The organism is Pseudomonas protegens CHA0 (genome assembly GCF_000397205.1).
GTDB lineage: Bacteria > Pseudomonadota > Gammaproteobacteria > Pseudomonadales > Pseudomonadaceae > Aquipseudomonas > Aquipseudomonas protegens.
This window is the reverse complement of the sequence record NC_021237.1, coordinates 5,648,129-5,671,906: the sequence shown is the minus strand read 5'-3', so window position 1 is coordinate 5,671,906 and position 23,778 is coordinate 5,648,129. Positions and strand designations below refer to the sequence as shown.

At 59.8% G+C, this 23,778-nt stretch carries 24 protein-coding genes and 1 other RNA gene; 19 read left to right on the top strand and 6 right to left on the bottom strand.

What is annotated here, in order from left to right:
- Window positions 1-7 precede the first annotated feature (7 nt).
- Together PFLCHA0_RS25260 and zapE are read left to right on the top strand one after the other, a co-directional pair.
- Window positions 8-1,363 carry a tryptophan--tRNA ligase gene (locus tag PFLCHA0_RS25260; protein WP_015636937.1) on the top strand — a complete coding sequence of 452 codons (1,356 nt, stop codon included), beginning with the start codon at window positions 8-10 and terminating at the stop codon, window positions 1,361-1,363.
- Window positions 1,364-1,451: 88 nt separating this feature from the next.
- Window positions 1,452-2,546 (top strand): cell division protein ZapE, encoded by a 1,095-nt coding sequence (gene zapE, locus PFLCHA0_RS25255; RefSeq protein ID WP_011063333.1) that lies wholly within the window; start codon window positions 1,452-1,454, stop codon window positions 2,544-2,546.
- A gap of 42 nt (window positions 2,547-2,588) precedes the next feature.
- On the opposite strand, the gene PFLCHA0_RS25250 is transcribed toward zapE, so the two are convergent.
- Window positions 2,589-3,488 (bottom strand): GlxA family transcriptional regulator, encoded by a 900-nt coding sequence (locus tag PFLCHA0_RS25250; RefSeq protein ID WP_169892244.1) that lies wholly within the window; start codon window positions 3,486-3,488, stop codon window positions 2,589-2,591.
- Window positions 3,489-3,732: 244 nt separating this feature from the next.
- On the opposite strand from PFLCHA0_RS25250, the gene PFLCHA0_RS25245 reads away from it, so the two are divergent.
- Entirely contained in the window at window positions 3,733-4,869 is a 1,137-nt protein-coding gene (locus PFLCHA0_RS25245; RefSeq protein WP_011063331.1) for an acyl-CoA dehydrogenase family protein, read from the top strand.
- A gap of 79 nt (window positions 4,870-4,948) precedes the next feature.
- Here PFLCHA0_RS25245 and PFLCHA0_RS25240 read toward each other — a convergent pair whose 3' ends face one another.
- Window positions 4,949-5,989, bottom strand: coding sequence for an NADP(H)-dependent aldo-keto reductase (locus PFLCHA0_RS25240; protein WP_015636936.1), 1,041 nt, complete (start codon window positions 5,987-5,989; stop codon window positions 4,949-4,951).
- A gap of 247 nt (window positions 5,990-6,236) precedes the next feature.
- Between PFLCHA0_RS25240 and rplM the strand changes: the two genes are divergently transcribed.
- The 7 genes from rplM (at window position 6,237) to PFLCHA0_RS25205 (ending at window position 11,112) form a co-directional block, all read left to right on the top strand.
- Window positions 6,237-6,665 (top strand): 50S ribosomal protein L13, encoded by a 429-nt coding sequence (gene rplM, locus PFLCHA0_RS25235; RefSeq protein WP_007928449.1) that lies wholly within the window; start codon window positions 6,237-6,239, stop codon window positions 6,663-6,665.
- Between the two features lie 14 nt (window positions 6,666-6,679).
- Complete coding sequence (gene rpsI, locus PFLCHA0_RS25230) at window positions 6,680-7,072, top strand: 30S ribosomal protein S9 (RefSeq protein ID WP_003228056.1); 393 nt, start codon at window positions 6,680-6,682, stop codon at window positions 7,070-7,072.
- Window positions 7,073-7,325: 253 nt separating this feature from the next.
- Window positions 7,326-7,919, top strand: a complete 594-nt coding sequence (gene petA / locus PFLCHA0_RS25225) for a ubiquinol-cytochrome c reductase iron-sulfur subunit (RefSeq protein ID WP_011063329.1) — start codon at window positions 7,326-7,328, stop codon at window positions 7,917-7,919.
- Window positions 7,919-9,130 carry a cytochrome b gene (locus tag PFLCHA0_RS25220; RefSeq protein WP_011063328.1) on the top strand — a complete coding sequence of 404 codons (1,212 nt, stop codon included), beginning with the start codon at window positions 7,919-7,921 and terminating at the stop codon, window positions 9,128-9,130. Before petA ends, PFLCHA0_RS25220 begins: the two co-directional genes overlap by 1 nt.
- Window positions 9,130-9,912, top strand: a complete 783-nt coding sequence (locus PFLCHA0_RS25215; RefSeq protein WP_015636935.1) for a cytochrome c1 — start codon at window positions 9,130-9,132, stop codon at window positions 9,910-9,912. Before PFLCHA0_RS25220 ends, PFLCHA0_RS25215 begins: the two co-directional genes overlap by 1 nt.
- Window positions 9,913-10,064: 152 nt before the next feature.
- Window positions 10,065-10,682: a glutathione S-transferase N-terminal domain-containing protein gene (locus PFLCHA0_RS25210; RefSeq protein WP_011063326.1), complete on the top strand. Its 618-nt coding sequence runs from the start codon at window positions 10,065-10,067 to the stop codon at window positions 10,680-10,682.
- Window positions 10,683-10,698: 16 nt separating this feature from the next.
- Window positions 10,699-11,112, top strand: a complete 414-nt coding sequence (locus tag PFLCHA0_RS25205) for a ClpXP protease specificity-enhancing factor (RefSeq protein ID WP_011063325.1) — start codon at window positions 10,699-10,701, stop codon at window positions 11,110-11,112.
- A 51-nt stretch (window positions 11,113-11,163) separates the two neighbouring features.
- Here the strand turns inward: PFLCHA0_RS25205 and PFLCHA0_RS25200 are convergent, their stop codons facing one another.
- The 4 genes from PFLCHA0_RS25200 to PFLCHA0_RS25185 all read right to left on the bottom strand — a co-directional run bounded on the left by PFLCHA0_RS25200 (window position 11,164) and on the right by PFLCHA0_RS25185 (window position 14,619).
- Entirely contained in the window at window positions 11,164-11,742 is a 579-nt protein-coding gene (locus PFLCHA0_RS25200; RefSeq protein WP_011063324.1) for a BON domain-containing protein, read from the bottom strand.
- Window positions 11,739-12,332 carry a phosphoheptose isomerase gene (locus tag PFLCHA0_RS25195; protein WP_015636934.1) on the bottom strand — a complete coding sequence of 198 codons (594 nt, stop codon included), beginning with the start codon at window positions 12,330-12,332 and terminating at the stop codon, window positions 11,739-11,741. The genes PFLCHA0_RS25200 and PFLCHA0_RS25195 overlap by 4 nt, the downstream gene beginning before the upstream one ends.
- A gap of 104 nt (window positions 12,333-12,436) precedes the next feature.
- Complete coding sequence (locus PFLCHA0_RS31415; protein ID WP_015636933.1) at window positions 12,437-12,808, bottom strand: YraN family protein; 372 nt, start codon at window positions 12,806-12,808, stop codon at window positions 12,437-12,439.
- On the bottom strand, window positions 12,808-14,619 hold the full coding sequence (locus PFLCHA0_RS25185; RefSeq protein ID WP_011063321.1) for a penicillin-binding protein activator: 1,812 nt from the start codon (window positions 14,617-14,619) through the stop codon (window positions 12,808-12,810). Before PFLCHA0_RS25185 ends, PFLCHA0_RS31415 begins: the two co-directional genes overlap by 1 nt.
- A 219-nt stretch (window positions 14,620-14,838) precedes the next feature.
- Between PFLCHA0_RS25185 and rsmI the strand changes: the two genes are divergently transcribed.
- The 9 genes from rsmI to mraY all read left to right on the top strand — a co-directional run bounded on the left by rsmI (window position 14,839) and on the right by mraY (window position 23,775).
- Entirely contained in the window at window positions 14,839-15,711 is an 873-nt protein-coding gene (rsmI, locus tag PFLCHA0_RS25180; protein ID WP_041752552.1) for a 16S rRNA (cytidine(1402)-2'-O)-methyltransferase, read from the top strand.
- Window positions 15,712-15,783: 72 nt separating this feature from the next.
- An RNA gene (gene rnpB / locus PFLCHA0_RS30965) (RNase P RNA component class A) lies at window positions 15,784-16,137 on the top strand.
- A 307-nt stretch (window positions 16,138-16,444) separates the two neighbouring features.
- Entirely contained in the window at window positions 16,445-16,900 is a 456-nt protein-coding gene (mraZ, locus tag PFLCHA0_RS25175; RefSeq protein ID WP_011063319.1) for a division/cell wall cluster transcriptional repressor MraZ, read from the top strand.
- Window positions 16,897-17,844 carry a 16S rRNA (cytosine(1402)-N(4))-methyltransferase RsmH gene (gene rsmH / locus PFLCHA0_RS25170; protein WP_011063318.1) on the top strand — a complete coding sequence of 316 codons (948 nt, stop codon included), beginning with the start codon at window positions 16,897-16,899 and terminating at the stop codon, window positions 17,842-17,844. The genes mraZ and rsmH overlap by 4 nt, the downstream gene beginning before the upstream one ends.
- Window positions 17,841-18,134: a cell division protein FtsL gene (gene ftsL, locus PFLCHA0_RS25165; protein WP_011063317.1), complete on the top strand. Its 294-nt coding sequence runs from the start codon at window positions 17,841-17,843 to the stop codon at window positions 18,132-18,134. Before rsmH ends, ftsL begins: the two co-directional genes overlap by 4 nt.
- The gene (locus PFLCHA0_RS25160) at window positions 18,131-19,870 is read left to right on the top strand and encodes a peptidoglycan D,D-transpeptidase FtsI family protein (protein WP_011063316.1); all 1,740 of its coding nucleotides are present in this window, start codon (window positions 18,131-18,133) and stop codon (window positions 19,868-19,870) included. Before ftsL ends, PFLCHA0_RS25160 begins: the two co-directional genes overlap by 4 nt.
- A complete protein-coding gene (locus tag PFLCHA0_RS25155; RefSeq protein WP_015636931.1) occupies window positions 19,870-21,333 on the top strand; it encodes a UDP-N-acetylmuramoyl-L-alanyl-D-glutamate--2,6-diaminopimelate ligase in 1,464 nt (487 codons plus the stop codon). Before PFLCHA0_RS25160 ends, PFLCHA0_RS25155 begins: the two co-directional genes overlap by 1 nt.
- Complete coding sequence (locus PFLCHA0_RS25150) at window positions 21,326-22,693, top strand: UDP-N-acetylmuramoyl-tripeptide--D-alanyl-D-alanine ligase (RefSeq protein WP_015636930.1); 1,368 nt, start codon at window positions 21,326-21,328, stop codon at window positions 22,691-22,693. The genes PFLCHA0_RS25155 and PFLCHA0_RS25150 overlap by 8 nt, the downstream gene beginning before the upstream one ends.
- The gene (gene mraY / locus PFLCHA0_RS25145; protein WP_011063313.1) at window positions 22,693-23,775 is read left to right on the top strand and encodes a phospho-N-acetylmuramoyl-pentapeptide-transferase; all 1,083 of its coding nucleotides are present in this window, start codon (window positions 22,693-22,695) and stop codon (window positions 23,773-23,775) included. Before PFLCHA0_RS25150 ends, mraY begins: the two co-directional genes overlap by 1 nt.
- Window positions 23,776-23,778: the final 3 nt, after the last annotated feature.

Genomic DNA, 23,778 nt, shown 5'->3' with positions numbered 1-23,778 from the left:
ATTACCCATGACTACTCGTACGCGTATCCTCACCGGCATCACCACCACCGGCACCCCGCACCTGGGCAACTATGCCGGTGCGATCCGCCCGGCGATCGTCGCCAGCCGCGACAGCAATGCCGACTCCTTCTACTTTCTGGCCGACTACCACGCACTGATCAAGTGCGATGACCCGCTGCGTATCCAGCGTTCGCGCCAGGAAATCGCCGCCACCTGGTTGGCCGGTGGCCTGGATGTGGAACGCGTGACTTTCTATCGCCAGTCGGACATCCCGGAGATCCCCGAGCTGACCTGGCTGTTGACCTGCGTGGCGGCCAAGGGGCTGCTCAACCGTGCCCATGCCTATAAGGCTTCGGTGGACAAGAATGTCGAGGCCGGTGAAGACCCGGACGCCGGCATCACCATGGGCTTGTACAGCTACCCGGTACTGATGGCGGCGGACATCCTGATGTTCAACGCGCACAAGGTGCCGGTGGGCCGCGACCAGATCCAGCACGTGGAAATGGCCCGGGACATTGGCCAGCGTTTCAACCACCTGTTCGGCCAGGGCAAGGAGTTCTTCACCATGCCCGAGGCGCTGATCGAGGAAAGCGTTGCCACCTTGCCAGGCCTCGATGGCCGCAAGATGTCCAAGAGTTACGACAACACCATCCCGCTGTTCACCAGCGCCAAGGACATGAAGGACGCGATCTCGCGGATCGTCACCGACTCCAAGGCGCCAGGCGAGGCCAAGGATCCGGACAACTCTCATTTGTTCACCCTGTACCAGGCGTTCTCCACCCCTGCGCAAGCCGCCGAGTTCCGCAGCGAGCTGCTTCAGGGCCTGGGTTGGGGCGAAGCCAAGAACCGCCTGTTCCAATTGCTGGATGCCGAACTGGGCGAAGCCCGCGAGCGTTATCACCAACTGATCGCACGCCCTTCGGACCTGGAAGACATCTTGCGTGCCGGCGCCGTCAAGGCCCGTGCCGTGGCCACGCCGTTCCTCAACGAACTGCGCGAAGCCGTGGGCCTGCGCTCTTTCGCCGCCCAGGTACAGGTGGCAGCCACCACCAAGAAAAAAGCCGCCAAGGCCGCGCGTTTCATCAGCTTTCGCGAGGATGACGGCAGCTTCCGTTTCCGTTTGCTGTCGGCCGATGGCGAGCAACTGCTGCTGTCGCGCAATTTCGCTGATGGCAAGGCTGCAGGTGCTGTCACCAAGCAACTGCAATCGGGCCAGGAGCTGGATCTGCGGACCGAGGGCAATGCATTCGGTATCTGGCTGGACGGCGCCTGTGTGGCGGACAGCCCGGACTTTGCCGATGCCAGCGCCCGTGACGCGGCTGTAGATGCACTGCGCATTGCTCTGACCCCGGCGCAGGACTAATCGGCATCTTCCCGACCAAGGGCTGATTGCCATTCCCCAGGGCCGTCGCTAAAGTGACGGCCCGTTTTTGTTGCCTTGCTAACGAATTATGACGCCCCTAGAACGATACCAAGCAGATCTGAAACGCCCGGATTTCTTTCATGATGCGGCACAGGAAACGGCTGTGCGTCATCTGCAGCGCCTGTATGACGATCTGATCGCGGCCGAGCAAAACAAGCCGGGCCTGCTCGGCAAGCTCTTTGGCAAGAAGGACCAGACGCCGGTCAAGGGTCTGTATTTCTGGGGCGGAGTGGGGCGCGGTAAGACCTATCTGGTGGACACCTTCTTCGAAGCCTTGCCGTTCAAGGAAAAGGTACGCACGCACTTTCACCGTTTCATGAAGCGCGTACACGAAGAAATGAAGACCCTGGGCGGTGAGAAGAACCCGTTGACCATCATCGCCAAGCGTTTCTCGCAAGAGGCGCGGGTGATCTGCTTCGACGAATTCTTCGTGTCTGACATTACTGACGCGATGATTCTTGGCACCCTCATGGAGGAGCTGTTCAGGAATGGCGTGACCCTGGTCGCCACCTCGAACATCGTCCCCGACGGCTTGTACAAGGATGGCTTGCAGCGCGCGCGCTTCCTGCCGGCGATTGCCCTGATCAAGCAGAACACCGAGATCGTCAACGTCGACAGCGGTGTCGACTACCGCTTGCGTCACCTGGAGCAGGCGGAGCTGTTCCACTATCCATTGAACGAAGAAGCACAGGAAAGCTTGCGCAAGAGCTTCCGGGCGTTGACGCCGGAGTGCACCCAGGCGGTGGAAAACGATGTGTTGATCATCGAGAACCGCGAGATCCGCGCATTGCGTACCTGCGATGATGTGGCCTGGTTCGACTTCCGGGAACTGTGCGACGGCCCGCGCAGCCAGAACGACTACATCGAGCTGGGCAAGATCTTCCATGCCGTGTTGCTCAGTGGCGTGGAGCAGATGAGCGTCACCACCGACGACATCGCCCGACGCTTTATCAACATGGTCGACGAGTTCTACGACCGTAACGTCAAGCTGATCATTTCCGCCGAGGTCGAACTCAAGGACCTCTACACCGGTGGCCGCCTGACGTTCGAGTTCCAGCGCACCCTTAGCCGCCTGCTGGAGATGCAGTCCCACGAGTTCCTGTCGCGGGCGCACAAGCCATAAGCATTGCCAGATGAAAAAGGGCCTGCATTGCAGGCCCTTTTTTTATGCCGCCTGTTGCTGGAACTGTTGGCGGTACTGGTTGGGTGAAAGTTCGGTGTGCTGGCGGAACAGTCGGGCGAAGAAACTGGCGTCGTCGTAGCCGACTTCGTAGCTGATGGTCTTGATGCTCTTGCGCGTTCCCGAGAGCAGGCCCTTGGCGGTTTCGATGCGCAGGCGCTGCAGGTAATGCAGGGGCTTGTCGCCGGTGGCGGTCTGGAAACGGCGCATGAAGTTGCGAATGCTCATGCCGTGCTCGCGGGCCACGTCCTCGAAGCGGAACTTGTCGGCGAAGTGCTCTTCGAGCCAGTGCTGGATCTGCAGGATGATCACGTCCTGATGCAGCTTCTGGCCGCCGAAGCCGATGCGCCCTGGGGCGTAGCTGCGCTGTACTTCATAGAGAATGTCCCGGGCCACGGCCTGGGCCACGTTGGCACCGCAGAAGCGTTCGATCAGGTAGATGTACAGGTCGCAGGCCGAGGTGGTACCGCCCGCGCAGTAGAGGTTGTCGGCGTCGGTCAGGTGCTTGTCCTGATTGAGCTGGACCTTGGGGAAGCGCTCATTGAAGGCGCTGAAGAAGCGCCAGTAGGTAGTGGCTTCCTTGCCATCGAGCAAGCCGGCTTCCGCCAGCCAGAACACCCCGGTGGCTTCGCCGCAGAGCACCGCGCCGCGAGCGTGCTGGGCGCGCAGCCAGGGCAAGATCTGCGGGTAACGCTGGCACAGGGTGTCGAAGTCGTCCCAGAACGCCGGGAGGATGATGATATCGGTGTCTTCCAGCGGGCCGTCCACCGGCATGATCACGTCGCTGAAACTGCATACGGGTTGACCGTCGGGGCTGACCAGGCGGGTTTCGAACGCCGGGGTCAGGCCTTGGCCCAGTTGTTTGCCGTAGCGCAGGCTGGCCAGATGGAAGAAATCCTTGGCTTGCATGAGGGTGGAAGCGAAAACCCGGTCGATAGCCAGGATGCTGACGCGCCGCAAGGGCGTGGAGGTTTGGTTAGACATAATTCAATTGTTCTTATAGGGGAAAGTGGTCACCAGACGGCTGGATCGTCTTATTTTTTGTCGGATGTGTCCAGTGTCCCGTGCAGGTGGCTAGCCTTAGGCTCTGGCAGCCAACCCATGATCAATAACCATCACAGGTGCCTGCATGATCCCTAGAACCTTGTTCAGCTCCGAGCACGAACTCTTCCGTGACAGCGTGCGTACATTCCTTGAGAAAGAGGCAGTGCCCTTCCATGGCGAATGGGAAAAACAGGGCTATATCGACCGTCAGTTGTGGAGCAAGGCGGGGGAGGCCGGAATGCTGTGTTCGCACATTCCCGAGGAATACGGCGGCCTGGGGGCGGACTTTCTCTACAGCGCGGTGGTGATCGAGGAGATTGGCCGGCTGGGGCTGACGGGCATTGGTTTTTCCCTGCATTCGGACATTGTCGCGCCCTACATCCTGCATTACGGCAGTGAGTCGCTGAAGCACAAGTACCTGCCCCGGCTGGTCTCGGGGGAAATGGTCACGGCCATTGCCATGACCGAGCCGGGGGCGGGCTCCGACCTGCAAGGGGTGAAGACCACGGCAGTGCTCGACGGCGACGAATACGTGATCAATGGTTCCAAGACCTTTATTACCAACGGCTACCTGGCGGACCTGGTGATAGTCGTGGCCAAGACCGATCCCAAGGCCGGAGCCAAGGGCACCAGCCTGTTTCTGGTTGAGGCCGATACTCCCGGGTTCTCCAAGGGCAAGCGCCTGGAGAAAGTGGGAATGAAGGCTCAGGACACCTCCGAGCTGTTCTTCCAGGATGTGCGAGTACCCAAGGAGAATCTGCTGGGGCAGGCTGGGGCAGGTTTTGCCTATTTGATGCAGGAGTTGCCCCAGGAGCGCCTGACCGTGGCCATTGGTGGCCTGGCCAGTGCCGAGGCGGCGTTGCAGTGGACCCTGGAATACACCCGCGAACGCAAAGCCTTTGGCAAGGCAATTGCCGATTTCCAGAACAGCCGTTTCAAGCTGGCGGAAATGGCCACGGAAATTCAGATCGGCCGGGTATTTGTCGATCGCTGCCTGGAGCTGCACTTGCAGGGCAAGCTCGATGTGCCGACGGCGGCCATGGCCAAGTACTGGGGGACTGACCTGCAGTGCAAGGTGCTTGATGAATGCGTGCAGTTGCACGGCGGCTACGGCTTCATGTGGGAGTACCCGGTGGCCCGGGCCTGGGCCGATGCCCGGGTGCAGCGCATTTATGCCGGGACCAACGAGATCATGAAGGAGATCATTGCCCGCTCACTATAGGAAGCGGGCCGCCGGCGAAGGGTGCGAAGCGGGTTATGCGACGTATCCATTCGCTGGCAAGCCAGCAACTGTGGGCCTATTAAGGCGCGGGGTTGGGGTGATCCTTGTGGATTGCCTCGATCCCGGCGAGGACCTCATCCGACAACTTCAAGGCGGCGCTGGCGATGTTGCTGTCCAGCTGTTCCAGAGTGGTGGCGCCGATGATGTTGCTGGTCACGAACGGCTGTTGAGTGACGAAGGCCAGGGCCATTTGTGCCGGATCCAGGCCGTGCTCGCGGGCCAGCGCCACATAACGGCTGCAGGCTGCTTCCGACTGAGGGTTGAAGTAGCGGCTGAAGCGGCTGTAGAGGCTCAGCCGTGCCTTGGCTGGCCGCGCGCCGCCTTCGTACTTGCCGGACAGGTAGCCAAAGGCCAGAGGAGAGTAGGCCAGCAGGCCGCATTGTTCACGAATGGCAATTTCCGCCAGGCCTACTTCGAAGCTGCGGTTGAGCAGGTTGTAGGGGTTCTGGATCGAAACCGCCCGCGGCCAGCCACGGCTCTCGGCCAGGGCAAGGAACTTCATGGTGCCCCATGGCGTTTCGTTGGACAGACCGATATGGCGGATCTTGCCGGCCTTGACCTGCTCGTCCAGGGCTTCGAGGGTTTCTTCCAGCGGAGTGAAGTCTTCATCGGCCTGGTGCTTGTAGCCCAGTTGGCCGAAGAAGTTGGTGCTGCGCTCGGGCCAGTGCAGTTGGTACAGGTCGATCCAGTCGGTCTGCAGGCGCTTGAGGCTGGCATCCACGGCTTCGACTATATGCTTGCGGTTGTGCTTGAGCTGTTTGTCGCGAATGTAGTCGATGGTGTTGCCCGGACCTGCGATCTTGCTGGCCAGGACCCAGTCGGCGCGGTCGCCACGCTGCTTGAACCAGTTGCCGATATAGCGCTCGGTGGTGGCGTAGGTTTCGGCCTTTGGCGGCACCGGGTACATCTCGGCAGTGTCGATGAAGTTGATTCCGGCGTTCTTGGCCCGCTCGATCTGAGCGAAGGCTTCAGCCTCGGTGTTCTGCTCGCCCCAGGTCATGGTGCCCAGGCAAATTGCACTCACATTCAGATCGGTTCGGCCCAGCTGGCGGTAGTCCATCGGGTGCTCCCTTGGCAAAACAATCATAAAAGCAGGTTGAAATTTTTTTCGCAATCTGCATAATTCGGCAGCTCTTTCTGCAGTGGAAGTGATGCGCCGCCTGCCGAAGAATCTTGCCGTATATCAGACGCGCTGACCCGAGCCCCCGATAGCGTCTGTGTCCGGCTGCCTTTGACCTTGTCAAAGTAAGCACTATTCAGTAAGATCCGCCGTCTATTTTGCTGGGCGGCCCCTGAGGCTATAAAGAATGAAAACTTTTACTGCTAAACCGGAAACAGTAAAGCGCGACTGGTTCGTCGTCGACGCTGCTGGTCAGACCCTGGGTCGTCTGGCCACCGAAATCGCGAGCCGTCTGCGTGGCAAGCACAAGCCTGAGTACACTCCTCACGTTGACACCGGCGACTACATCGTCGTGATCAATGCCGAGCAGGTACGTGTTACTGGCGCTAAAACCACTGACAAAATGTACTACTCCCACTCCGGTTTCCCGGGCGGCATCAAGTCGATCAACTTCGAAAAGCTGATCGCCAAAGCCCCTGAGCGCGTGATCGAGACCGCGGTAAAAGGCATGCTGCCTAAGAACCCGCTGGGTCGCGACATGTACCGTAAGCTGAAAGTCTATGCGGGCGCTGCACACCCTCATACTGCTCAGCAGCCCCAAGAACTGAAGATTTAACGGAATAGTTCATTATGTCGGCGACTCAAAATTACGGCACTGGCCGTCGCAAGACTGCAACCGCACGCGTTTTCCTGCGTCCGGGCACTGGCAACATCTCGATCAACAACCGCTCCCTGGATAACTTCTTCGGTCGCGAAACTGCCCGCATGGTAGTTCGTCAACCGCTGGAGCTGACCGAGACCGTTGAGAAGTTCGATATCTACGTCACCGTTATCGGCGGCGGTGTAAGTGGTCAAGCTGGCGCAATCCGCCACGGTATCACTCGCGCTCTGATGGATTACGACGAAACTCTGCGCAGCGCGCTGCGTAAAGCTGGTTTCGTAACCCGTGACGCACGTGAAGTTGAACGTAAGAAAGTGGGTCTGCGTAAAGCGCGTAAGCGTCCGCAATACTCCAAGCGTTAATTCGCTACTGCGTTCAAAAACGCCCAGTCTCCTCGCGGAGCTGGGCGTTTTTTATTGTCTAGAATTTGCTCTGTGACAACTTGCCACATCCGCGGAGGCCCTATACTGCAAGGCTTCGGGCCGGCTCGGCTTGGTAATTACCTTGTCAGAATAGGGGCTTTTCATTACCATTCGGCAAAATTTTTATAAGTTCAGATTTTTACTTAGTAGATGCCTGATTTAACAGGCCACAAAGCTGATGGGAGAGGACTGAATGAGCAATGACGGCGTGAATGCAGGCCGGCGTCGCTTCCTAGTAGCAGCCACATCCGTGGTGGGTGCTGCTGGAGCGGTGGGGGCTGCGGTCCCGTTCGTGGGGTCATGGTTTCCCAGTGCCAAGGCGAAAGCCGCAGGTGCACCGGTGAAGGTGAATATCAGCAAGATCGATCCAGGTCAGCAGATGATTGCTGAATGGCGTGGTCAGCCGGTATTCATCGTCCGCCGTACCGAGGAAATCCTGGGGAATCTTAAAAAGATCGAGGGCCAGTTGTCTGACCCTGACTCCAAGAACTCAGTACAACCAACCTACGTCGACCCGGAAGTGCGTTCGATCAAGCCAGAGATTCTGCTGCTGATCGGTATCTGCACCCACCTGGGCTGTTCTCCGACCTTCCGTCCTGAAGTGGCGCCCGCGGATCTGGGCAAGGACTGGGTAGGTGGCTATTTCTGCCCTTGCCACGGTTCCCACTACGATCTGGCTGGTCGCGTCTACAAGTCGCAACCTGCGCCTTTGAACCTGCCAGTACCCCCGCATTCCTATGAGTCGGATGACATCATCGTCATTGGCGTCGACACGGAGAAAGCGTGATGAGCAAGTTCATGGATTGGGTTGATGCGCGCTTCCCCGCGACCAAGATGTGGGAAGACCATCTCAGCAAGTATTACGCTCCGAAGAACTTCAACTTCTTCTATTTCTTTGGCTCCCTGGCGCTGCTGGTTCTGGTCAACCAGATCGTAACCGGTGTCTGGCTGACCATGAGCTACACCCCTTCGGCGGAAGAGGCCTTCGCTTCCGTTGAATACATCATGCGCGACGTCGAGTACGGCGCGATCCTGCGTCTGCTCCACTCCACCGGCGCTTCGGCGTTCTTCATCGTGGTCTATCTGCACATGTTCCGTGGCCTGCTCTACGGTTCCTACCAGAAGCCCCGTGAGCTGGTGTGGCTGTTCGGCATGCTGATCTACCTGGCACTGATGGCCGAGGCCTTCATGGGCTACCTGCTGCCGTGGGGCCAGATGTCCTACTGGGGCGCCCAGGTGATCATCTCGCTGTTCGGTGCGATCCCGGTCATCGGCGACGACCTGACTCAGTGGATCCGCGGTGACTACCTGATTTCCGGTATCACCCTGAACCGCTTCTTCGCCTTGCACGTTGTTGCCCTGCCGATCGTGATCCTCGGTCTGGTGGTGCTGCACATCCTGGCACTGCACGAAGTGGGTTCGAACAACCCGGATGGCGTCGACATCAAGAAGAACAAGGATGAGAACGGCATCCCGCTGGATGGTATTCCTTTCCACCCTTACTACACCGTGAAGGATATCGTCGGCGTAGTGGTGTTCCTCTTCATCTTCTGCTCGATCGTGTTCTTCTTCCCGGAAATGGGTGGCTACTTCCTCGAGAAGCCGAACTTCGAACAGGCCAACCCGTTCAAGACGCCTGAGCACATTGCTCCGGTTTGGTACTTCACCCCGTTCTACGCGATCCTGCGTGCGGTGCCGGACAAGCTCATGGGCGTCATTGCCATGGGTGCTGCCATTGCCGTGCTGTTCGTGCTGCCTTGGCTCGACCGTAGCCCGGTCAAGTCCATGCGCTACAAAGGCTGGCTGAGCAAGATCTGGCTGCTGGTGTTCTGCATCTCGTTCGTGATCCTGGGGGTGCTGGGTGTATTGGCACCGACTCCGGGCCGTACGCTGCTGTCGCAGGTATGTACCTTCCTGTACTTCGCCTACTTCATTCTGATGCCGTTCTACACCAGGCTCGAGAAGACCAAACCGGTTCCGGAAAGGGTGACTGGCTGATGAAAAAGCTATTTGCTGTACTGATTCTTGCTGCTATGCCTGTATTGTCTTTCGCGGCCGAGCACGGCGGCCCTGAGTTGGAGAAGGTCGATATCGACCTGGCCGACAAAGCTGCCCTGCAAGACGGCGCGCGTACCTTTGCCAACTACTGCATGGGCTGCCACAGCGCCAAGTTCCAGCGTTATGAGCGGGTTGCCGACGATCTGGGTATCCCTCACGATCTGATGTTGAGCAAGCTGGTCTTCACTGGCGCCAAGATCGGTGACCACATGAACATCGGCATGCAGCCGGCAGATGCCAAGACCTGGTTTGGCGCTGCGCCACCGGATCTGACCCTGGTGGCCCGTGTGCGGGGTACCGACTGGCTCTATGGCTACCTCAAGTCCTTCTATGAGGACCCGGCGCGCCCTTGGGGTGTGAATAACAAGGTTTTCCCGAACGTGGGCATGCCTAACGTTCTGGTTGGCCTGCAGGGTCGCCAGGTGATCGGTTGCAAGCAGGTGCAGATCGTCGAAGGCGGCAAGAAGCAATACGATCCGCTGACCGGCACGCCGCTGACTCATGAAGCCTGTGACCAGCTGACCATCAAGGAGAACACCGGGACTCTCAACGAGGCTCAGTTCGACGAGAAGGTCAAGAACCTGGTGACCTTCCTGGCTTACTCGGCCAACCCGGTCAAGCTGCAGCACCAGCGCATCGGTACCTACGTACTGCTGTACCTGGCCTTCTTCTTCGTGTTCGCCTATCTGCTCAAGCGCGAATACTGGAAGGATGTGCATTGATAGCGTTTTAAGCATCAGTTGTTGAACGTGCGCGCCCAAGGGCGTCTCTGAAACTGTAACAACCCTGTATCATTCGGGGGTTACCAGAGGCGCCCTGAGGGCGCGCTCGTTTTTTCTGCTTCCGATAATTTCAACAAGCGAGGAGGATCGCCATGGGCGTGACCAATCGGTTGGCCTGTTACTCCGACCCCGCCGACCACTATTCCCACCGGGTGCGCATTGTGCTCGCAGAGAAGGGTGTCAGCGCCGAGATCATCAGTGTGGAGGCGGGGCGTCAGCCGCCGAAGCTGATCGAAGTGAACCCTTATGGGAGCTTGCCAACGCTGGTCGATCGCGACCTGGCGTTGTGGGAGTCGACAGTGGTGATGGAGTACCTGGATGAGCGTTATCCGCATCCGCCACTGCTGCCGGTTTATCCTGTGGCGCGAGCCAACAGCCGTCTGCTGATACACCGGATCCAGCGTGACTGGTGCGGGCAAGTGGATCTGATTCTTGATCCGCGTACCAAGGAGGCTGCTCGAGTGCAGGCGCGCAAGGAGTTGCGTGAAAGCCTGACGGGTGTTTCTCCTTTGTTTGCCGACAAGCCATTTTTCCTCAGTGAGGAACAAAGTCTGGTGGACTGCTGCCTACTGCCCATACTCTGGAGATTGCCGGTCCTGGGTATCGAACTGCCGCGGCAGGCCAAGCCGTTGCTTGATTATATGGAACGCCAATTTGCGCGTGAGGCTTTCCAGGCGAGTCTGTCTGGTGTCGAACGCGATATGCGCTGAGGCTTAAGGAGCCGCTATGAACTCCAGTCGACCTTATCTGGTCCGCGCGCTCTATGAGTGGATTGTGGACAACGATTGCACCCCGCACATGCTGGTCAATTCTGACTATCCGGCAGTGCAGGTGCCCCAGGGTTTTGCCAGTGATGGGCAGATCGTCCTGAACATTTCTCCCAGTGCCGTGCGTCATCTGCATATGGATAACGACGTAGTGACCTTCGAAGGGCGCTTCGGTGGTGTGCCGCACAGCCTGCATGTGCCGGTTGCGGCGATCCTGGGGATCTATGCCCGTGAGAATGGCCAGGGCATGGTCTTCGATCTGGAGTCGCCTCTGGATGAAGAGGATGATCTCGAGCCGGATGACGACCTGCCGCCACCGGACAGTGAGCCGCCGCGCCCCAGTGGCCGACCCAGCTTGAAAGTGGTCAAGTAATAAAAAAGGCGATCCATCCGGATCGCCTTTTTTGTATCTCGCGGTTGTGTGTCAGTCGATGTATTCGAACAGTTTGACGATCTTCTGCACACCGGACACGCCTTGAACCAGGTTGGTGGCCTGGGTGGCCTCCTGTTGGGTCAGCAAGCCCAGCAGGTAGACGATGCCGTTCTCGGTTACCACCTTGATTCGCGAGGCGGGCACGCTGGCGTCGGTGAGCATCTGGGTCTTGATCTTGGTGGTCAGCCAGCCATCGTTCTGGCGGGCCAGGAAGCCGGAAGGTGGCAGTACCTGCAGTTCGTTGTGCACCTTCTTGACGCGCTGCACTTCGCTGGCGGCCTGTTCGGCCATGGCCTTGAGGTCCGGGCGGGGTGTTTGTCCGGCCAGCAGGACGATGCCGTTGAAGCTGGTGACAACGATGTGCGAGTTGTTTTCCAGGTCTGGGCTGGCTTTGGCGACGTTGACGGCGACTTTGGTCTCGATCAGCGAGTCGTCGATCTTGCTGCCAAAGGTGCGGGTGCCGCGGTCATCATCGATGGGTTTGTCGCGGGTGGCGGTAATCACCGAGCTGCAACCAGTGATGCTCAGGCACAAGGTCAAGGCCAGGAGGCCAAGGCGATTAGGGGTCATTCTTCACTCCCGAACAATTGGCTGTCGATCAGATCGCAGAGGCAATGGATCGCCAGCAGGTGGACTTCTTGAATGCGTGCAGTGACGGTGGCCGGTACGCGGATCTCGACATCTTCAGGCAGTAGCAGGGAAGCCATGCCGCCGCCGTCACGACCGGTCAATGCTACGACAATCATTTCGCGATCATGTGCGGCCTGGATCGCTTGAATAATGTTTGCGGAGTTGCCACTGGTGGAAATCGCCAGCAATACGTCACCGGGCTGGCCCAGGGCGCGGATCTGCTTGGAGAAGACTTCGTTGTAGCTGTAGTCGTTGGCGATCGAGGTAATGGTAGAGCTGTCGGTAGTCAGGGCAATGGCCGGCAGGCTCGGGCGTTCGCGCTCGAAGCGGTTGAGCAGTTCGGAGGAGAAATGCTGGGCATCGCCGGCGGAGCCGCCGTTGCCGCAAGAGAGCATCTTGCCCTCGTTGAGCAGGGCGTTGACCATGACCTGGCTGGCTTGCTCGATGTGCGGTGCAAGTACGTCCATCGCCTGTTGCTTGGTGTCGATACTGGCCTGAAAAAGCTGGCGAATTCGGGATTGCATGTCCATCTGTGTGACCTTAAGTGGCGCGGCTTGGTGGCACGTAAATGTGCAGCCCGCAAAGCAAAGAGCAAAAAAGTTGAGTGAAAATGAGTGCGGCCTGAGGGCTTCTTTCAGCTGTCGAAGGCATTGCGTAGCCAGTTCAAGCGGGCTTCTGCACCCGAGGCGCCGTCAATGGCGACCACGTCGAAACGGCAAGGATGGCTGGACCAGCGTGATTCGCTTTGCAGGAAAAGCTGCGCGGCAAGGATCAGTTTTTGACGCTTGCGCCCATCGATACTGCCCAGTGCGCCACCCCATTGCGTGTGTTTTCTGTAGCGGACTTCGACGAATACTACTGTATCGCCGTCAAGCATGACCAGATCAAGCTCGCCGCGTTTACACAACCAGTTCTGCGCCAGCAGGCGCAGTCCGTGCTGTTGGAGATGCCAAAGCGCTTGGCTTTCGGCATCTCGTCCGCTGTGCTGGCTTGATCCTTGGAGCATTAGCGCGGCGTGTCGGGCAGGCGGGTCACCTGGCCCCCGACGAACTTGGCCCATGGCAACTGACGCTCGATGCGTTGCCCGGCAGCCATGCCCAGGCTGCCGGATTCACCCTCTATCCGGCTGTCTGGCAGGGCCTTGAGTTGGCCCAGGCGTGGCGCCAATCGGTAGGCGTCGACGCCCATGGCATACAGGCGCCCTAGGCTGCCGCCGGCTTGCGGCCATTGTGCAGTGACTTGGCGGCGCAGCGGGCCGTTGGCATCCAGCAGCCATGGGGTTTCGCAGAACATCACGCCGTTCATGTCGTTGTACTGGTTCTGGTCGCCGCTGGCGCTGAACACATTGGAGGTGGCGTAGACCGGTACATCACCAGCGTATTGGAAATTCAAGGTCGGCTTGATCTGCTGAGCCTGTTGCGGAGTGGAGGCGAGGAAAATGAACTCGATATCCTGGCGACGTGATGGTTGTGCGGCTACCTGGGTGCCTACGGTGCTCTGCAGGCTCTTGGCGCGGCCTTCGCTCTGGCGCAACTGGAACAGGTCGGCAATCTGCTGTGCCAGGGCGACGGGCTGATCGACGCGTTCGATACCGATTACGCTACCGCCGTTGGCTTCCCAATCCTGACGAAATGCCTTGAGCACGCGATCGCCCCATTCGCCTTTCGGAACCAGAGCGGCGGCGCGGTGCAGGCCGTCGGCGCGGGCACGACGGGAAACCTCGCGAGCTTCGTCTTCGGCTGCCAGGCCGAACTGGAACAACTGCGCCGGGCCTTGTTCGCCTTCGCTGTAGTTCAGGGCCAGGGTGGTGATCGGCAGCTGCGGGCGAGCGGCAAGTTGCTTGACCAGGGGCTTTTCCAGTGGGCCGACGACCAGTTGCACGCCAGCGGCCTGAGCCTTGCGGTAGAAGTCATCCAGCGAGCTTAGGCGCGAGCTGTCATAGAACTCGATGCTGGGTGGATTCTGTCCGGCTTGCTGAGCCTGGTAGTGAGCAGCCATGAAACCTTCGCGCAGTGCTTTGGAAACCGATGCGAGGGGGCCGTCTTGTGGCAGCAGCAAGGCAATTTTCGATACCGGCTGGCTGGCCAGTTCCTTGAGCTTGATCAGGGGTTGAGGCAGTTGAATGGCAGCTGGGTGCTTTGGGTTCTGGGCGCGCCAGGTATCGATGGCCGCCTGCTGCTGTTCCAGGGTGCCGGCGCTCTTGACTGCCAGGGCCAGGCTCATCCAGCCGGCCAGGTCGTCATTGCCGGCAGGCTGCAACTGATCGGTCGGCAGGGCGGCAATCAGTGCCCAGATGGCTTCGTGGTTTTTGGCTGCTGCATCATCCTTGAGCAAGGGCGCGATAACGATGCGCTCTTTGGCGGCGGCCAATGTCTGGCCGTCGGCTTCCAGTGCGCGAGCATGAACGCTGCCGGTGCGAATCTGTTGAGCTGCCGGCAGTTCGCTCAGGTGTTGCAGGCTTGGATGGCTCAGTGCGGTGAGGGCAGCCTTTGGCTGGTTGCGCACCAGGGCCAGCTCTGCGGACAGGGTGCTGGCGAAGATTTGCTGGGCAGGCTTGAGTTGATCCAGCGGCACTTGCTGCAGGATTTGTCCGGCGCGTCCGGCATTGCCTTGACGATACGCCAGGTCGGCGGCGCTCAGGCGCAGCAGGGCTGCTTTTTCCGGAGTTTTGCTGGTGGCGGCCTGTTCGAGCAGTTGCTCGATACTGGCATCCGGTGTCCGTGGAAGTTCGCCAAGGCTGGAAGAGGGCGAGCTGGCGCAAGCCACCAGAAGGGTAGCCAGGCAGAGGGCAAGAAACAGCCGCAGGCAAGCGATCATGTAAGTGTTCCTGATACTCGATCAAATGAGCGTGGAATTGTACCCAAGCGCTGGCTGGGGTGCGATGTTACTGGCGATAAACCGTCGATTTAGCTCAAGCAAATGTTGCTTGGCTGCCTGAAAGGTCGCGGCACAGCGCCATACCGGCTGATCGCAAGGCGTATTGAGAATGCTTCAACGCGCTACAATGGCGCTTTTGCCGATCAAGAGGTGTGCGCTTTGACTGCTCCAGGTCCTTTGAATTCCGCTGCTGGCTCGCTTTATGTGGTGGCGACGCCCATCGGCAACCTGGACGATATCAGCGCCCGGGCCTTGAAGCTGTTGCGCGAGGTGTCGTTGATCGCTGCCGAAGATACCCGGCATTCCCAGCGCCTGATGCAGCACTTTGGTATTTCCACGCCCCTGGCTGCCTGCCATGAGCACAACGAGCGTGATGAGGGCAGTCGCTTCATTACTCGTCTGCTGGCTGGGGATAATGTCGCCTTGATCTCCGATGCGGGCACGCCGCTGATTTCCGATCCCGGCTACCACCTGGTGCGCCAGGCGCGGGCGGCGGGTATCAACGTGGTTCCAGTACCGGGGGCCTGTGCTCTGATCGCGGCGTTGTCGGCGGCGGGCTTGCCTTCGGACCGGTTCATCTTCGAAGGCTTTCTGCCGGCCAAGGCGGTCGGGCGCAGGGCGCGCCTGGAAGCGGTCAAGGAAGAGCCGCGTACGCTGATTTTCTATGAGGCGCCGCATCGCATACTTGAATGCCTGCAGGATATGGAGTCGGTATTCGGTGGTGGGCGGCCGGCATTGCTGGCGCGTGAATTGACCAAGACCTTCGAGACCCTGAAGGGGCTGCCACTTTCCGAGCTGCGCCAGTTCGTCGAGTCCGACAGCAATCAGCAGCGTGGGGAGTGCGTGGTGCTGGTCGCGGGGTGGACAGCACCGGAAAGTGATGAGGCGATCAGTAGTGAGTCGATGCGTATCCTCGACCTGTTGCTCAAGGAAATGCCGCTGAAGCGGGCTGCTGCTTTGGCTGCGGAAATCACTGGCGAGCGCAAGAATGTGCTGTATCAGGTGGCCCTGGATAAACAGAAAGAACAATAAATTGCGTAGCAGGGTGGCCAAAGGCTTTTAGCGCTTGTTCTTCGTTCGCTCTGCCGTTAACCTGCGCGGCGGAGAGTCGATTGGACAGTCGCTGCCCTCTATGAAAATTAGAGGGGGGAGGAAAGTCCGGGCTCCATAGGGCGGAGTGCCAGGTAATGCCTGGGGGGCGTGAGCCTACGGAAAGTGCCACAGAAAATAACCGCCTAAGCACTTCGGTGCCGGTAAGGGTGAAAAGGTGCGGTAAGAGCGCACCGCACGTCTGGTAACAGTTCGTGGCTAGGTAAACCCCACTCGGAGCAAGACCAAATAGGGTTCCAAGGCGTGGCCCGCGCTGGAACCGGGTAGGTTGCTAAAGATGTCCAGTGATGGCCATCGTAGAGGAATGACTGTCCTCGACAGAACCCGGCTTACAGATCGACTCTCCACCTTTCCCTCCCTGCTTGAATCAATAGCAGAAGCGTTTTTGTAATACCGAAAAAATCTTACTCTTAATAAATTACTTTAACTTCGCGCTGCAGCTTATTGAGCTGTCGGAAGTTGATGCTCTGAAACACCCTTCGAATTCCCGTTACCTCTCCTTTAAGTCTCCTAAATCTCCGTTCTATAAGGCTTTTCCGTCGCCGCGCGCCTTGACGGTGGTGTGGGCGCATTCCTATAGTGTGCGCAAGTGGCGGAAAGTGGCATGAAGTGGGTTTTTTGAGCGCAAAACGCTAAAATTTGGAGAAACGCTGACGTGTTTCGCGGAGCTAACGCTATCAGTCTCGATGCAAAAGGCCGTCTCGCCATGCCGAGCCGGTATCGTGACGAGCTCGTTTCGCGAAGTTCCGGGCAGTTAATCGTCACCATCGATGCCGTTGATCCCTGTTTGTGTGTTTACCCCCTCGATGAGTGGGAGCTGATTGAAACCAAACTGCGCGCACTGCCTTCTCTTCGTGAAGAGAACCGTCGTTTGCAGCGTTTGCTGATTGGTAACGCCGTCGACCTTGAACTCGATGGCAGTGGTCGTTTTCTGGTGCCTCCGCGCCTGCGTGAATATGCCAAGTTGGATAAGCGCGCAATGCTGGTGGGCCAACTGAACAAGTTCCAATTGTGGGACGAGGATGCCTGGAATGCTGTTTCCGCAGCGGACCTGGCAGCTATTCAACAACCGGGCGCCATGCCTGATGAACTGCGTGATTTGATCCTGTGACTATTGATAGCGGCTTTAACCACATCACCGTACTGCTTGACGAAGCCGTCGAGGCTCTCGCCGTACGTCCTGATGGCTGCTATCTGGATGGCACCTTCGGGCGTGGTGGGCATAGCCGGCTGATTCTCAGCAAGCTCGGGCCCCAGGGGCGCCTCCTCGGATTCGACAAGGATCCCCAGGCGATTGCCACCGGGCAAGCGCTAGCGGCCGAAGACGGCCGCTTTGTCGTTGTACAGCGCAGTTTCGCCGAGCTCGGTTCGGAAGTTGCCGAACGCGGCCTGGCGGGCAAGGTCAGCGGTGTCCTGCTGGATCTGGGGGTGTCTTCGCCGCAGCTGGACGACCCTGAACGCGGCTTCAGTTTTCTCAATGACGGCCCGCTGGATATGCGCATGGACCCGACTCGCGGCATCAGTGCTGCGCAGTTCATCGCCACCGCTCCGGTAGAGGAAATTGCCCGGGTATTCAAGGAGTACGGCGAGGAGCGTTTCTCCGGTCGCATGGCGCGAGCCGTGGTCGAGCGCCGCGAGATCCAGCCGTTCGAGCGTACCGCCGATCTGGCTGAAGTGTTGAAAGTCGCCAACCCGGCTTGGGAGAAGGGCAAGAACCCGGCTACCCGTGCTTTCCAGGGGCTGCGCATTCACGTCAACAATGAACTGGGTGATCTCGAGGCGGGCCTTGAAGCTGCACTGGAGTCCCTGGAAGTGGGTGGTCGCCTGGTGGTGATCAGCTTCCACTCCCTGGAAGACCGCATCGTCAAATTGTTCATGCGTCGTCTGGTCAAGGGCGAATCGGACAACCTGCCGCGCAATCTGCCGGTACGTTTCGAAGCCTTTGTGCCGAAAATCAAGATCCACGGCAAAGCGCAGTTCGCCTCCGAGGCAGAGCTCAAGGCCAACCCGCGTGCCCGCAGTGCCGTCATGCGCGTCGCGGAGAAGCTTCGGTGAGCAAGCTTTTCGCCAAGCCACTTCCGGGCGGAAGCTTTTTCATGTTCCTGCTATTCGTCGGCGTTCTGGTTTCCGCAATTGCGGTGTCCTACAGCGCCCACTGGAACCGTCAGTTGCTCAATACGCTGTACGGCGAGTTGAGCGTGCGTGACAAAGCCCAGGCCGAATGGGGCCGTCTTATTCTTGAGCAAAGCACCTGGACTGCTCACAGCCGCATTGAAGTGCTGGCCACCGAACAGTTGAAAATGCACATTCCCGGCGCGGCCGAAGTCCGCATGGTGGCGCCATGAAGCTCGAAGGCGCGCTCTATCCATGGCGTTTCCGTGTAGTGCTGGGTTTGCTGGCGGTCATGGTGTCGGCGATTGCCTGGCGCATCATCGACCTGCAAGTGGTCGACCGTGACTTCCTCAAGGGGCAGGGCGATGCACGCAGTGTCCGGCACATTCCGATTCCCGCGCACCGCGGTCTGATCACCGATCGCAATGGCGAGCCTCTGGCCGTCAGTACGCCCGTGACCACCCTCTGGGCCAATGCCAAGGAAATGCAGCTGGCCAAGGATCGCTGGCCGGCGCTGGCCATGGCACTTGGCCAAGACCCGAAAGCCCTGGCCGAGCGGCTTGAAGCCCAGGCCAATAAAGAGTTCATCTATCTGGTCCGAGGCCTGACGCCTGAACAGGGCCAGTCCGTATTGGATCTGAAGGTCCCCGGTGTCTATGGCATCGAGGAATTCCGACGCTTCTATCCAGCCGGCGAAGTAACCGCGCACATGGTGGGTTTCACCGATATCGACGACCGCGGTCGCGAAGGGGTGGAACTGGCCTACGACGAATGGCTCGCAGGGGTTCCGGGCAAGCGCCAGGTGATCAAGGACCGGCGCGGCAGGCTGATCAAGGACGTCCAGGTCACCAAGAACGCCAAGGCCGGCAAGCCCTTGGCGTTGTCGATTGACCTGCGCCTGCAATACCTGGCCAACCGCGAGCTGCGCAACGCCATCGTCGAGAACGGTGCCAAGGCTGGCAGCCTGGTGATCATGGATGTGAAGACCGGCGAGATCCTGGCCATGGTCAACCAGCCGACCTACAACCCGAACAACCGGCGCAACCTGCAGCCGGCGATGATGCGCAACCGCGCGATGATCGACGTGTTCGAGCCTGGCTCGACCATGAAAGCGATCTCCATGAGTGCCGCACTGGAAACCGGACGCTGGAAGCCCAGCGATACCGTCGAGGTCTACCCGGGCACCCTGCAGTTGGGCAAATACACCATCCGTGACGTTTCCAAGACCGAAGGTCCGGTACTCGACCTGACCGGCATCCTGATCAACTCCAGTAACGTCGGCATGAGTAAGGTGGCCTTCGATATCGGCGGCGAAACCATTTTCCGCCTGGCACAGAAAATCGGTCTGGGCCAGGACACGGGGCTCGGCTTCCCTGGTGAGCGGGTCGGCAACCTGCCGAACTACCGCGAATGGCGCAAGGCGGAAACCGCGACCCTGTCCTATGGCTACGGCCTGTCGGTGACCGCGATCCAGCTGGTGCACGCCTTTTCCGCATTGGCCAACAACGGCCGTATTGCGCCGCTGACACTGATCAAGTCCGACAAGACTCCGCAGACCACCCAGGTGATTCCGGAAAATGTCGCCAAGACCATGCAGGGCATGCTGCAGCAAGTGATCGAGGCCCCGCGCGGAGTATTCCGTGCCCAGGTTCCGGCCTATCACGTGGCCGGCAAGAGTGGTACTGCGCGCAAGACTTCGGTGGGTACCAAGGGCTACGCCGAGAACTCCTACCGCTCGCTGTTCGCCGGCTTCGGTCCGATGAGTGATCCACGCTACGCGATCGTGGTGGTGATCGACGAACCGAGCAAAGCCGGTTACTTCGGTGGCCTGGTATCGGCGCCGGTGTTCAGCAAAGTGATGTCCGGCACCCTGCGCTTGATGAACATCACCCCGGACAACCTGCCGACCACGCAGCAGGCCAACGCCGCATCCGGCACCCCTGTACGAGCCAATGGAGGGCGCGGCTGATGTCTCTTAGCCTGAACAAGATTTTCGCCCACGCCGGTCGCGACCTGCTGATTCGTGAGTTGACCCTGGACAGCCGTAACGTGCGGGCCGGGGACCTGTTTCTTGCGGTGCCCGGCGCCAAGTTCGATGGGCGTGCGCACATTGCCGATGCCCTGCAGCGCGGCGCTGCCGCGGTGGCTTATGAAGTGGAAGGGGCAACTGTGTTGCCGCTGACCGATGTAGCGCTGATTCCGGTCAAGGGCCTGGCGGCGCAGCTGTCGGACATAGCCGGGCGCTTCTATGGTGACCCGAGCCGCCAGTTGAACCTGGTGGGCGTGACCGGCACCAACGGCAAGACCAGCGTTACCCAACTGGTGGCTCAGGCCCTGGATTTGCTCGGCCAGCGTTGTGGCCTGGTAGGTACCCTGGGGACCGGGTTTCATGGCGCGCTGCAAAGCGGGATGCACACCACGCCGAACCCGATTGCCGTGCAGGCCACCCTGGCGGACTTGAAGAATGCAGGAGCCAAGGCGGTGGCCATGGAGGTCTCGTCCCATGGCCTGGATCAGGGGCGCGTGGCGGCACTGGCTTTCGATGTGGCGGTGCTGACCAACCTGTCCCGTGACCATTTGGATTACCACGGGACCATGGAAGCCTATGGCGCAGCCAAGGCCAAGCTCTTTGCCTGGAACGACCTGCGTTGCCGGGTGATCAACCTCGACGACGATTTTGGCCGGCAACTGGCGGCGGACAAACATGAGTCACGACTGATCACTTACAGCCTCGAAGACGCCGCTGCTTATCTGTACTGCCGCGAAGCGCGTTTTGACGATGATGGCGTGCGCGCGACCCTGGTGACTCCACAGGGTGAGCACCACCTGCGCAGTTGCCTGCTCGGGCGCTTCAACCTGAGCAACGTGCTGGCTGCGGTAGGTGCGTTGCTGGGTCTTGAATACGCGCTGGACGAAATTCTTGCGGTCCTGCCCAAGCTTGAAGGCCCCGCCGGACGCATGCAGCGCCTGGGTGGCGGTACTCAGCCGCTGGTGGTGGTGGATTACGCCCACACCCCGGATGCCCTGGAAAAAGTCTTGCTGGCCCTGCGTCCGCACGCCAAGGGCCGCCTGCTGTGCCTGTTCGGTTGTGGCGGCGACCGGGACCGCGGCAAGCGTCCGTTGATGGCTGAGGTGGTCGAGCGTCTGGCCGACGGCGTGCTGGTGACTGATGACAACCCGCGCAGCGAAGAGCCGGCCCAAATCTTCGACGATATTCGTGCCGGCTTCAGCGCGGCAGAAAAGGTGGAATTCGTAGCCGGTCGCGGGTTGGCCATTGCTCGCCTGATCGCTTCCGCGTCGGCCGATGACGTGGTGGTGCTGGCCGGTAAAGGCCATGAGGATTACCAGGAAATAAACGGCCAGCGACATGACTTTTCTGATCTCGCCGAGGCGGACAAAGCCTTGACCGCGTGGGAGGTGGGCCATGCTTAAAGCCCTGCAACTCAGTGAGGTCTCGGCTCCATTGGACGCCCGCCTGATCGCGGGCGATGCTCGTTTTAGCGGCGTCAGTATCGATAGCCGGGCGATTCAGGCCGGCCAACTGTTTATTGCTCTGACCGGCCCACGTTTTGACGGCCACGATTACTTGAATGAAGTGGCGGCCAAGGGCGCCGTGGCGGCGTTGGTTGAACGTGAGGTTCCCGACAGCACGCTGCCGCAACTGCTGGTCAAGGACACTCGCCTGGCGCTGGGGCAGTTGGGTGCGCTCAATCGCGCCGCGTTCAGCCGCCCGGTCGCTGCGGTAACCGGCTCCAGCGGCAAGACCACGGTCAAGGAAATGCTCGCCAGCATCCTGCGCACCCGTGGTCCGGTACACGCCACTCGGGGCAACCTGAACAATGACCTGGGTGCGCCCCTGACCCTGCTGGAACTGGCCCCGGAACACACAGCCGCAGTGATAGAGCTGGGCGCTTCGCGCATCGGCGAGATTGCCTACACCGTGGCCATGACTCGCCCCCACGTAGCGATCATCAATAACGCCGGTACCGCTCACGTCGGTGAGTTTGGCGGGCCGGAGAAGATTGTCGAGGCCAAGGGGGAAATCCTGGAGGGCCTCGATAGCGCCGGGATCGCCGTGCTCAACCTGGACGACAAGGCTTTCCCTATCTGGAAGGCCCGTGCTGCCGGCCGTCAGGTGCTGAGCTTCGCCCTGACTGACAGTTCTGCCGATTTCTTTGCCTCCGATATCGGTCGCGATGCCCGTGGCTGCCCATCCTTCAAGTTGCACAGCCCCAAGGGTGTGGAGGCGGTGCAATTGAACCTGCTGGGCACCCATAACGTTGCCAATGCCCTGGCTGCGGCAGCCGCGGCCCACGCCATGGGCGTCTCGCTGTTCGGCATCGTCACCGGCCTGAATGCGGTGCAGCCGGTCAAGGGGCGTACCGTCGCCCAACTGGCCAAGAACGGCATGCGGGTCATTGATGACACTTACAACGCAAACCCCACCTCAATGTGCGCCGCCGTTGATATACTCGCCGGCTTTTCCGGCCGCACCGTCCTGGTGCTCGGAGACATCGGCGAGTTGGGCGAGTGGGCGGAGCAGGGGCACCGCGAAGTAGGTGCATATGCCGCTGGCAAGGTTTCGGCCCTCTACGCCGTAGGCCCGATGATGGCTCATGCCGTTGCCGCCTTCGGCGAGCACGCGCGCCACTTCGCCAGCCAGGCTGACCTGATTGCCGCCCTGGGCGTCGAGCAAGACCCAAATACCACCATTTTGATCAAAGGATCGCGCAGCGCGGTGATGGAAAACATCGTCGCGGCTTTGTGCGGCTCCAGTACGGAGAAACATTGATGCTGCTGCTGCTAGCGGAGTACCTGCAACAGTTCTACAAAGGCTTCGCGGTCTTTCAGTACCTGACCCTGCGCGGGATCCTCGGGGTACTGACCGCGCTGTCTTTGGCGCTGTGCCTGGGTCCGTGGATGATCCGCACTCTGCAGAACCGCCAGATCGGCCAGTCCGTGCGTAACGATGGTCCGCAATCTCACCTGTCCAAATCGGGCACACCGACCATGGGCGGTGCGCTGATTCTCTCGGCCATCGGTATCAGCACCCTGCTGTGGGCCGACCTGCGCAACCACTATGTGTGGGTCGTGCTGCTGGTGACCCTGGCCTTTGGCGCCATCGGCTGGGTCGACGACTATCGCAAGGTGATCGAGAAGAATTCCCGTGGCCTGCCCAGCCGCTGGAAGTATTTCTGGCAATCGGTGTTCGGCCTGGGCGCGGCGATCTTCCTTTATATGACTGCCCAGAGTCCGGTGGAAACCACTCTGCTGATCCCGATGCTCAAGGACGTGAGCATTCCCCTTGGCATCGGCTTCGTGGTCCTGACCTATTTCGTCATCGTCGGTTCGAGCAACGCGGTCAACCTGACCGATGGCCTCGATGGCCTGGCGATCATGCCTACGGTGATGGTGGGCGGTGCGCTTGGGATCTTCTGCTACCTGTCGGGTAACGTGAAGTTCGCCGAATACCTGCTGATTCCTTATGTACCGGGGGCGGGAGAGCTGATTGTCTTCTGTGGTGCGCTGATTGGCGCGGGCCTGGGCTTCTTGTGGTTCAACACTTACCCGGCGCAGGTGTTCATGGGTGATGTTGGCGCCCTGGCGCTGGGCGCGGCCCTGGGCACTATCGCGGTCATCGTCCGTCAGGAAATCGTTCTGTTCATCATGGGCGGCGTGTTCGTGATGGAAACCCTGTCCGTGGTGATCCAGGTTGCGTCCTTCAAGTTGACCGGCCGCCGTGTGTTTCGCATGGCGCCGATTCACCACCATTTTGAACTCAAGGGCTGGCCCGAGCCGCGCGTGATCGTCCGTTTCTGGATCATCACCGTGATTCTGGTGCTGATCGGCCTTGCCACCCTGAAGCTGAGGTAGAAC

Coding starts and splice junctions, on each gene's coding strand:
- PFLCHA0_RS25155 (WP_015636931.1), top strand. CDS start 19,870: ATGTCTCTTAGCCTGAACAAGATTTTCGCCCACGCCGGTCGCGACCTG.
- PFLCHA0_RS25150 (WP_015636930.1), top strand. CDS start 21,326: ATGCTTAAAGCCCTGCAACTCAGTGAGGTCTCGGCTCCATTGGACGCC.
- PFLCHA0_RS31415 (WP_015636933.1), bottom strand. CDS start 12,808: ATGCTCCAAGGATCAAGCCAGCACAGCGGACGAGATGCCGAAAGCCAA.
- PFLCHA0_RS25205 (WP_011063325.1), top strand. CDS start 10,699: ATGAACTCCAGTCGACCTTATCTGGTCCGCGCGCTCTATGAGTGGATT.
- mraY (WP_011063313.1), top strand. CDS start 22,693: ATGCTGCTGCTGCTAGCGGAGTACCTGCAACAGTTCTACAAAGGCTTC.
- PFLCHA0_RS25245 (WP_011063331.1), top strand. CDS start 3,733: ATGATCCCTAGAACCTTGTTCAGCTCCGAGCACGAACTCTTCCGTGAC.
- PFLCHA0_RS25215 (WP_015636935.1), top strand. CDS start 9,130: ATGAAAAAGCTATTTGCTGTACTGATTCTTGCTGCTATGCCTGTATTG.
- rplM (WP_007928449.1), top strand. CDS start 6,237: ATGAAAACTTTTACTGCTAAACCGGAAACAGTAAAGCGCGACTGGTTC.
- PFLCHA0_RS25260 (WP_015636937.1), top strand. CDS start 8: ATGACTACTCGTACGCGTATCCTCACCGGCATCACCACCACCGGCACC.
- petA (WP_011063329.1), top strand. CDS start 7,326: ATGAGCAATGACGGCGTGAATGCAGGCCGGCGTCGCTTCCTAGTAGCA.
- rpsI (WP_003228056.1), top strand. CDS start 6,680: ATGTCGGCGACTCAAAATTACGGCACTGGCCGTCGCAAGACTGCAACC.
- PFLCHA0_RS25210 (WP_011063326.1), top strand. CDS start 10,065: ATGGGCGTGACCAATCGGTTGGCCTGTTACTCCGACCCCGCCGACCAC.
- zapE (WP_011063333.1), top strand. CDS start 1,452: ATGACGCCCCTAGAACGATACCAAGCAGATCTGAAACGCCCGGATTTC.
- PFLCHA0_RS25220 (WP_011063328.1), top strand. CDS start 7,919: ATGAGCAAGTTCATGGATTGGGTTGATGCGCGCTTCCCCGCGACCAAG.
- PFLCHA0_RS25160 (WP_011063316.1), top strand. CDS start 18,131: ATGAAGCTCGAAGGCGCGCTCTATCCATGGCGTTTCCGTGTAGTGCTG.
- PFLCHA0_RS25240 (WP_015636936.1), bottom strand. CDS start 5,989: ATGGACTACCGCCAGCTGGGCCGAACCGATCTGAATGTGAGTGCAATT.
- PFLCHA0_RS25195 (WP_015636934.1), bottom strand. CDS start 12,332: ATGGACATGCAATCCCGAATTCGCCAGCTTTTTCAGGCCAGTATCGAC.
- PFLCHA0_RS25200 (WP_011063324.1), bottom strand. CDS start 11,742: ATGACCCCTAATCGCCTTGGCCTCCTGGCCTTGACCTTGTGCCTGAGC.
- PFLCHA0_RS25185 (WP_011063321.1), bottom strand. CDS start 14,619: ATGATCGCTTGCCTGCGGCTGTTTCTTGCCCTCTGCCTGGCTACCCTT.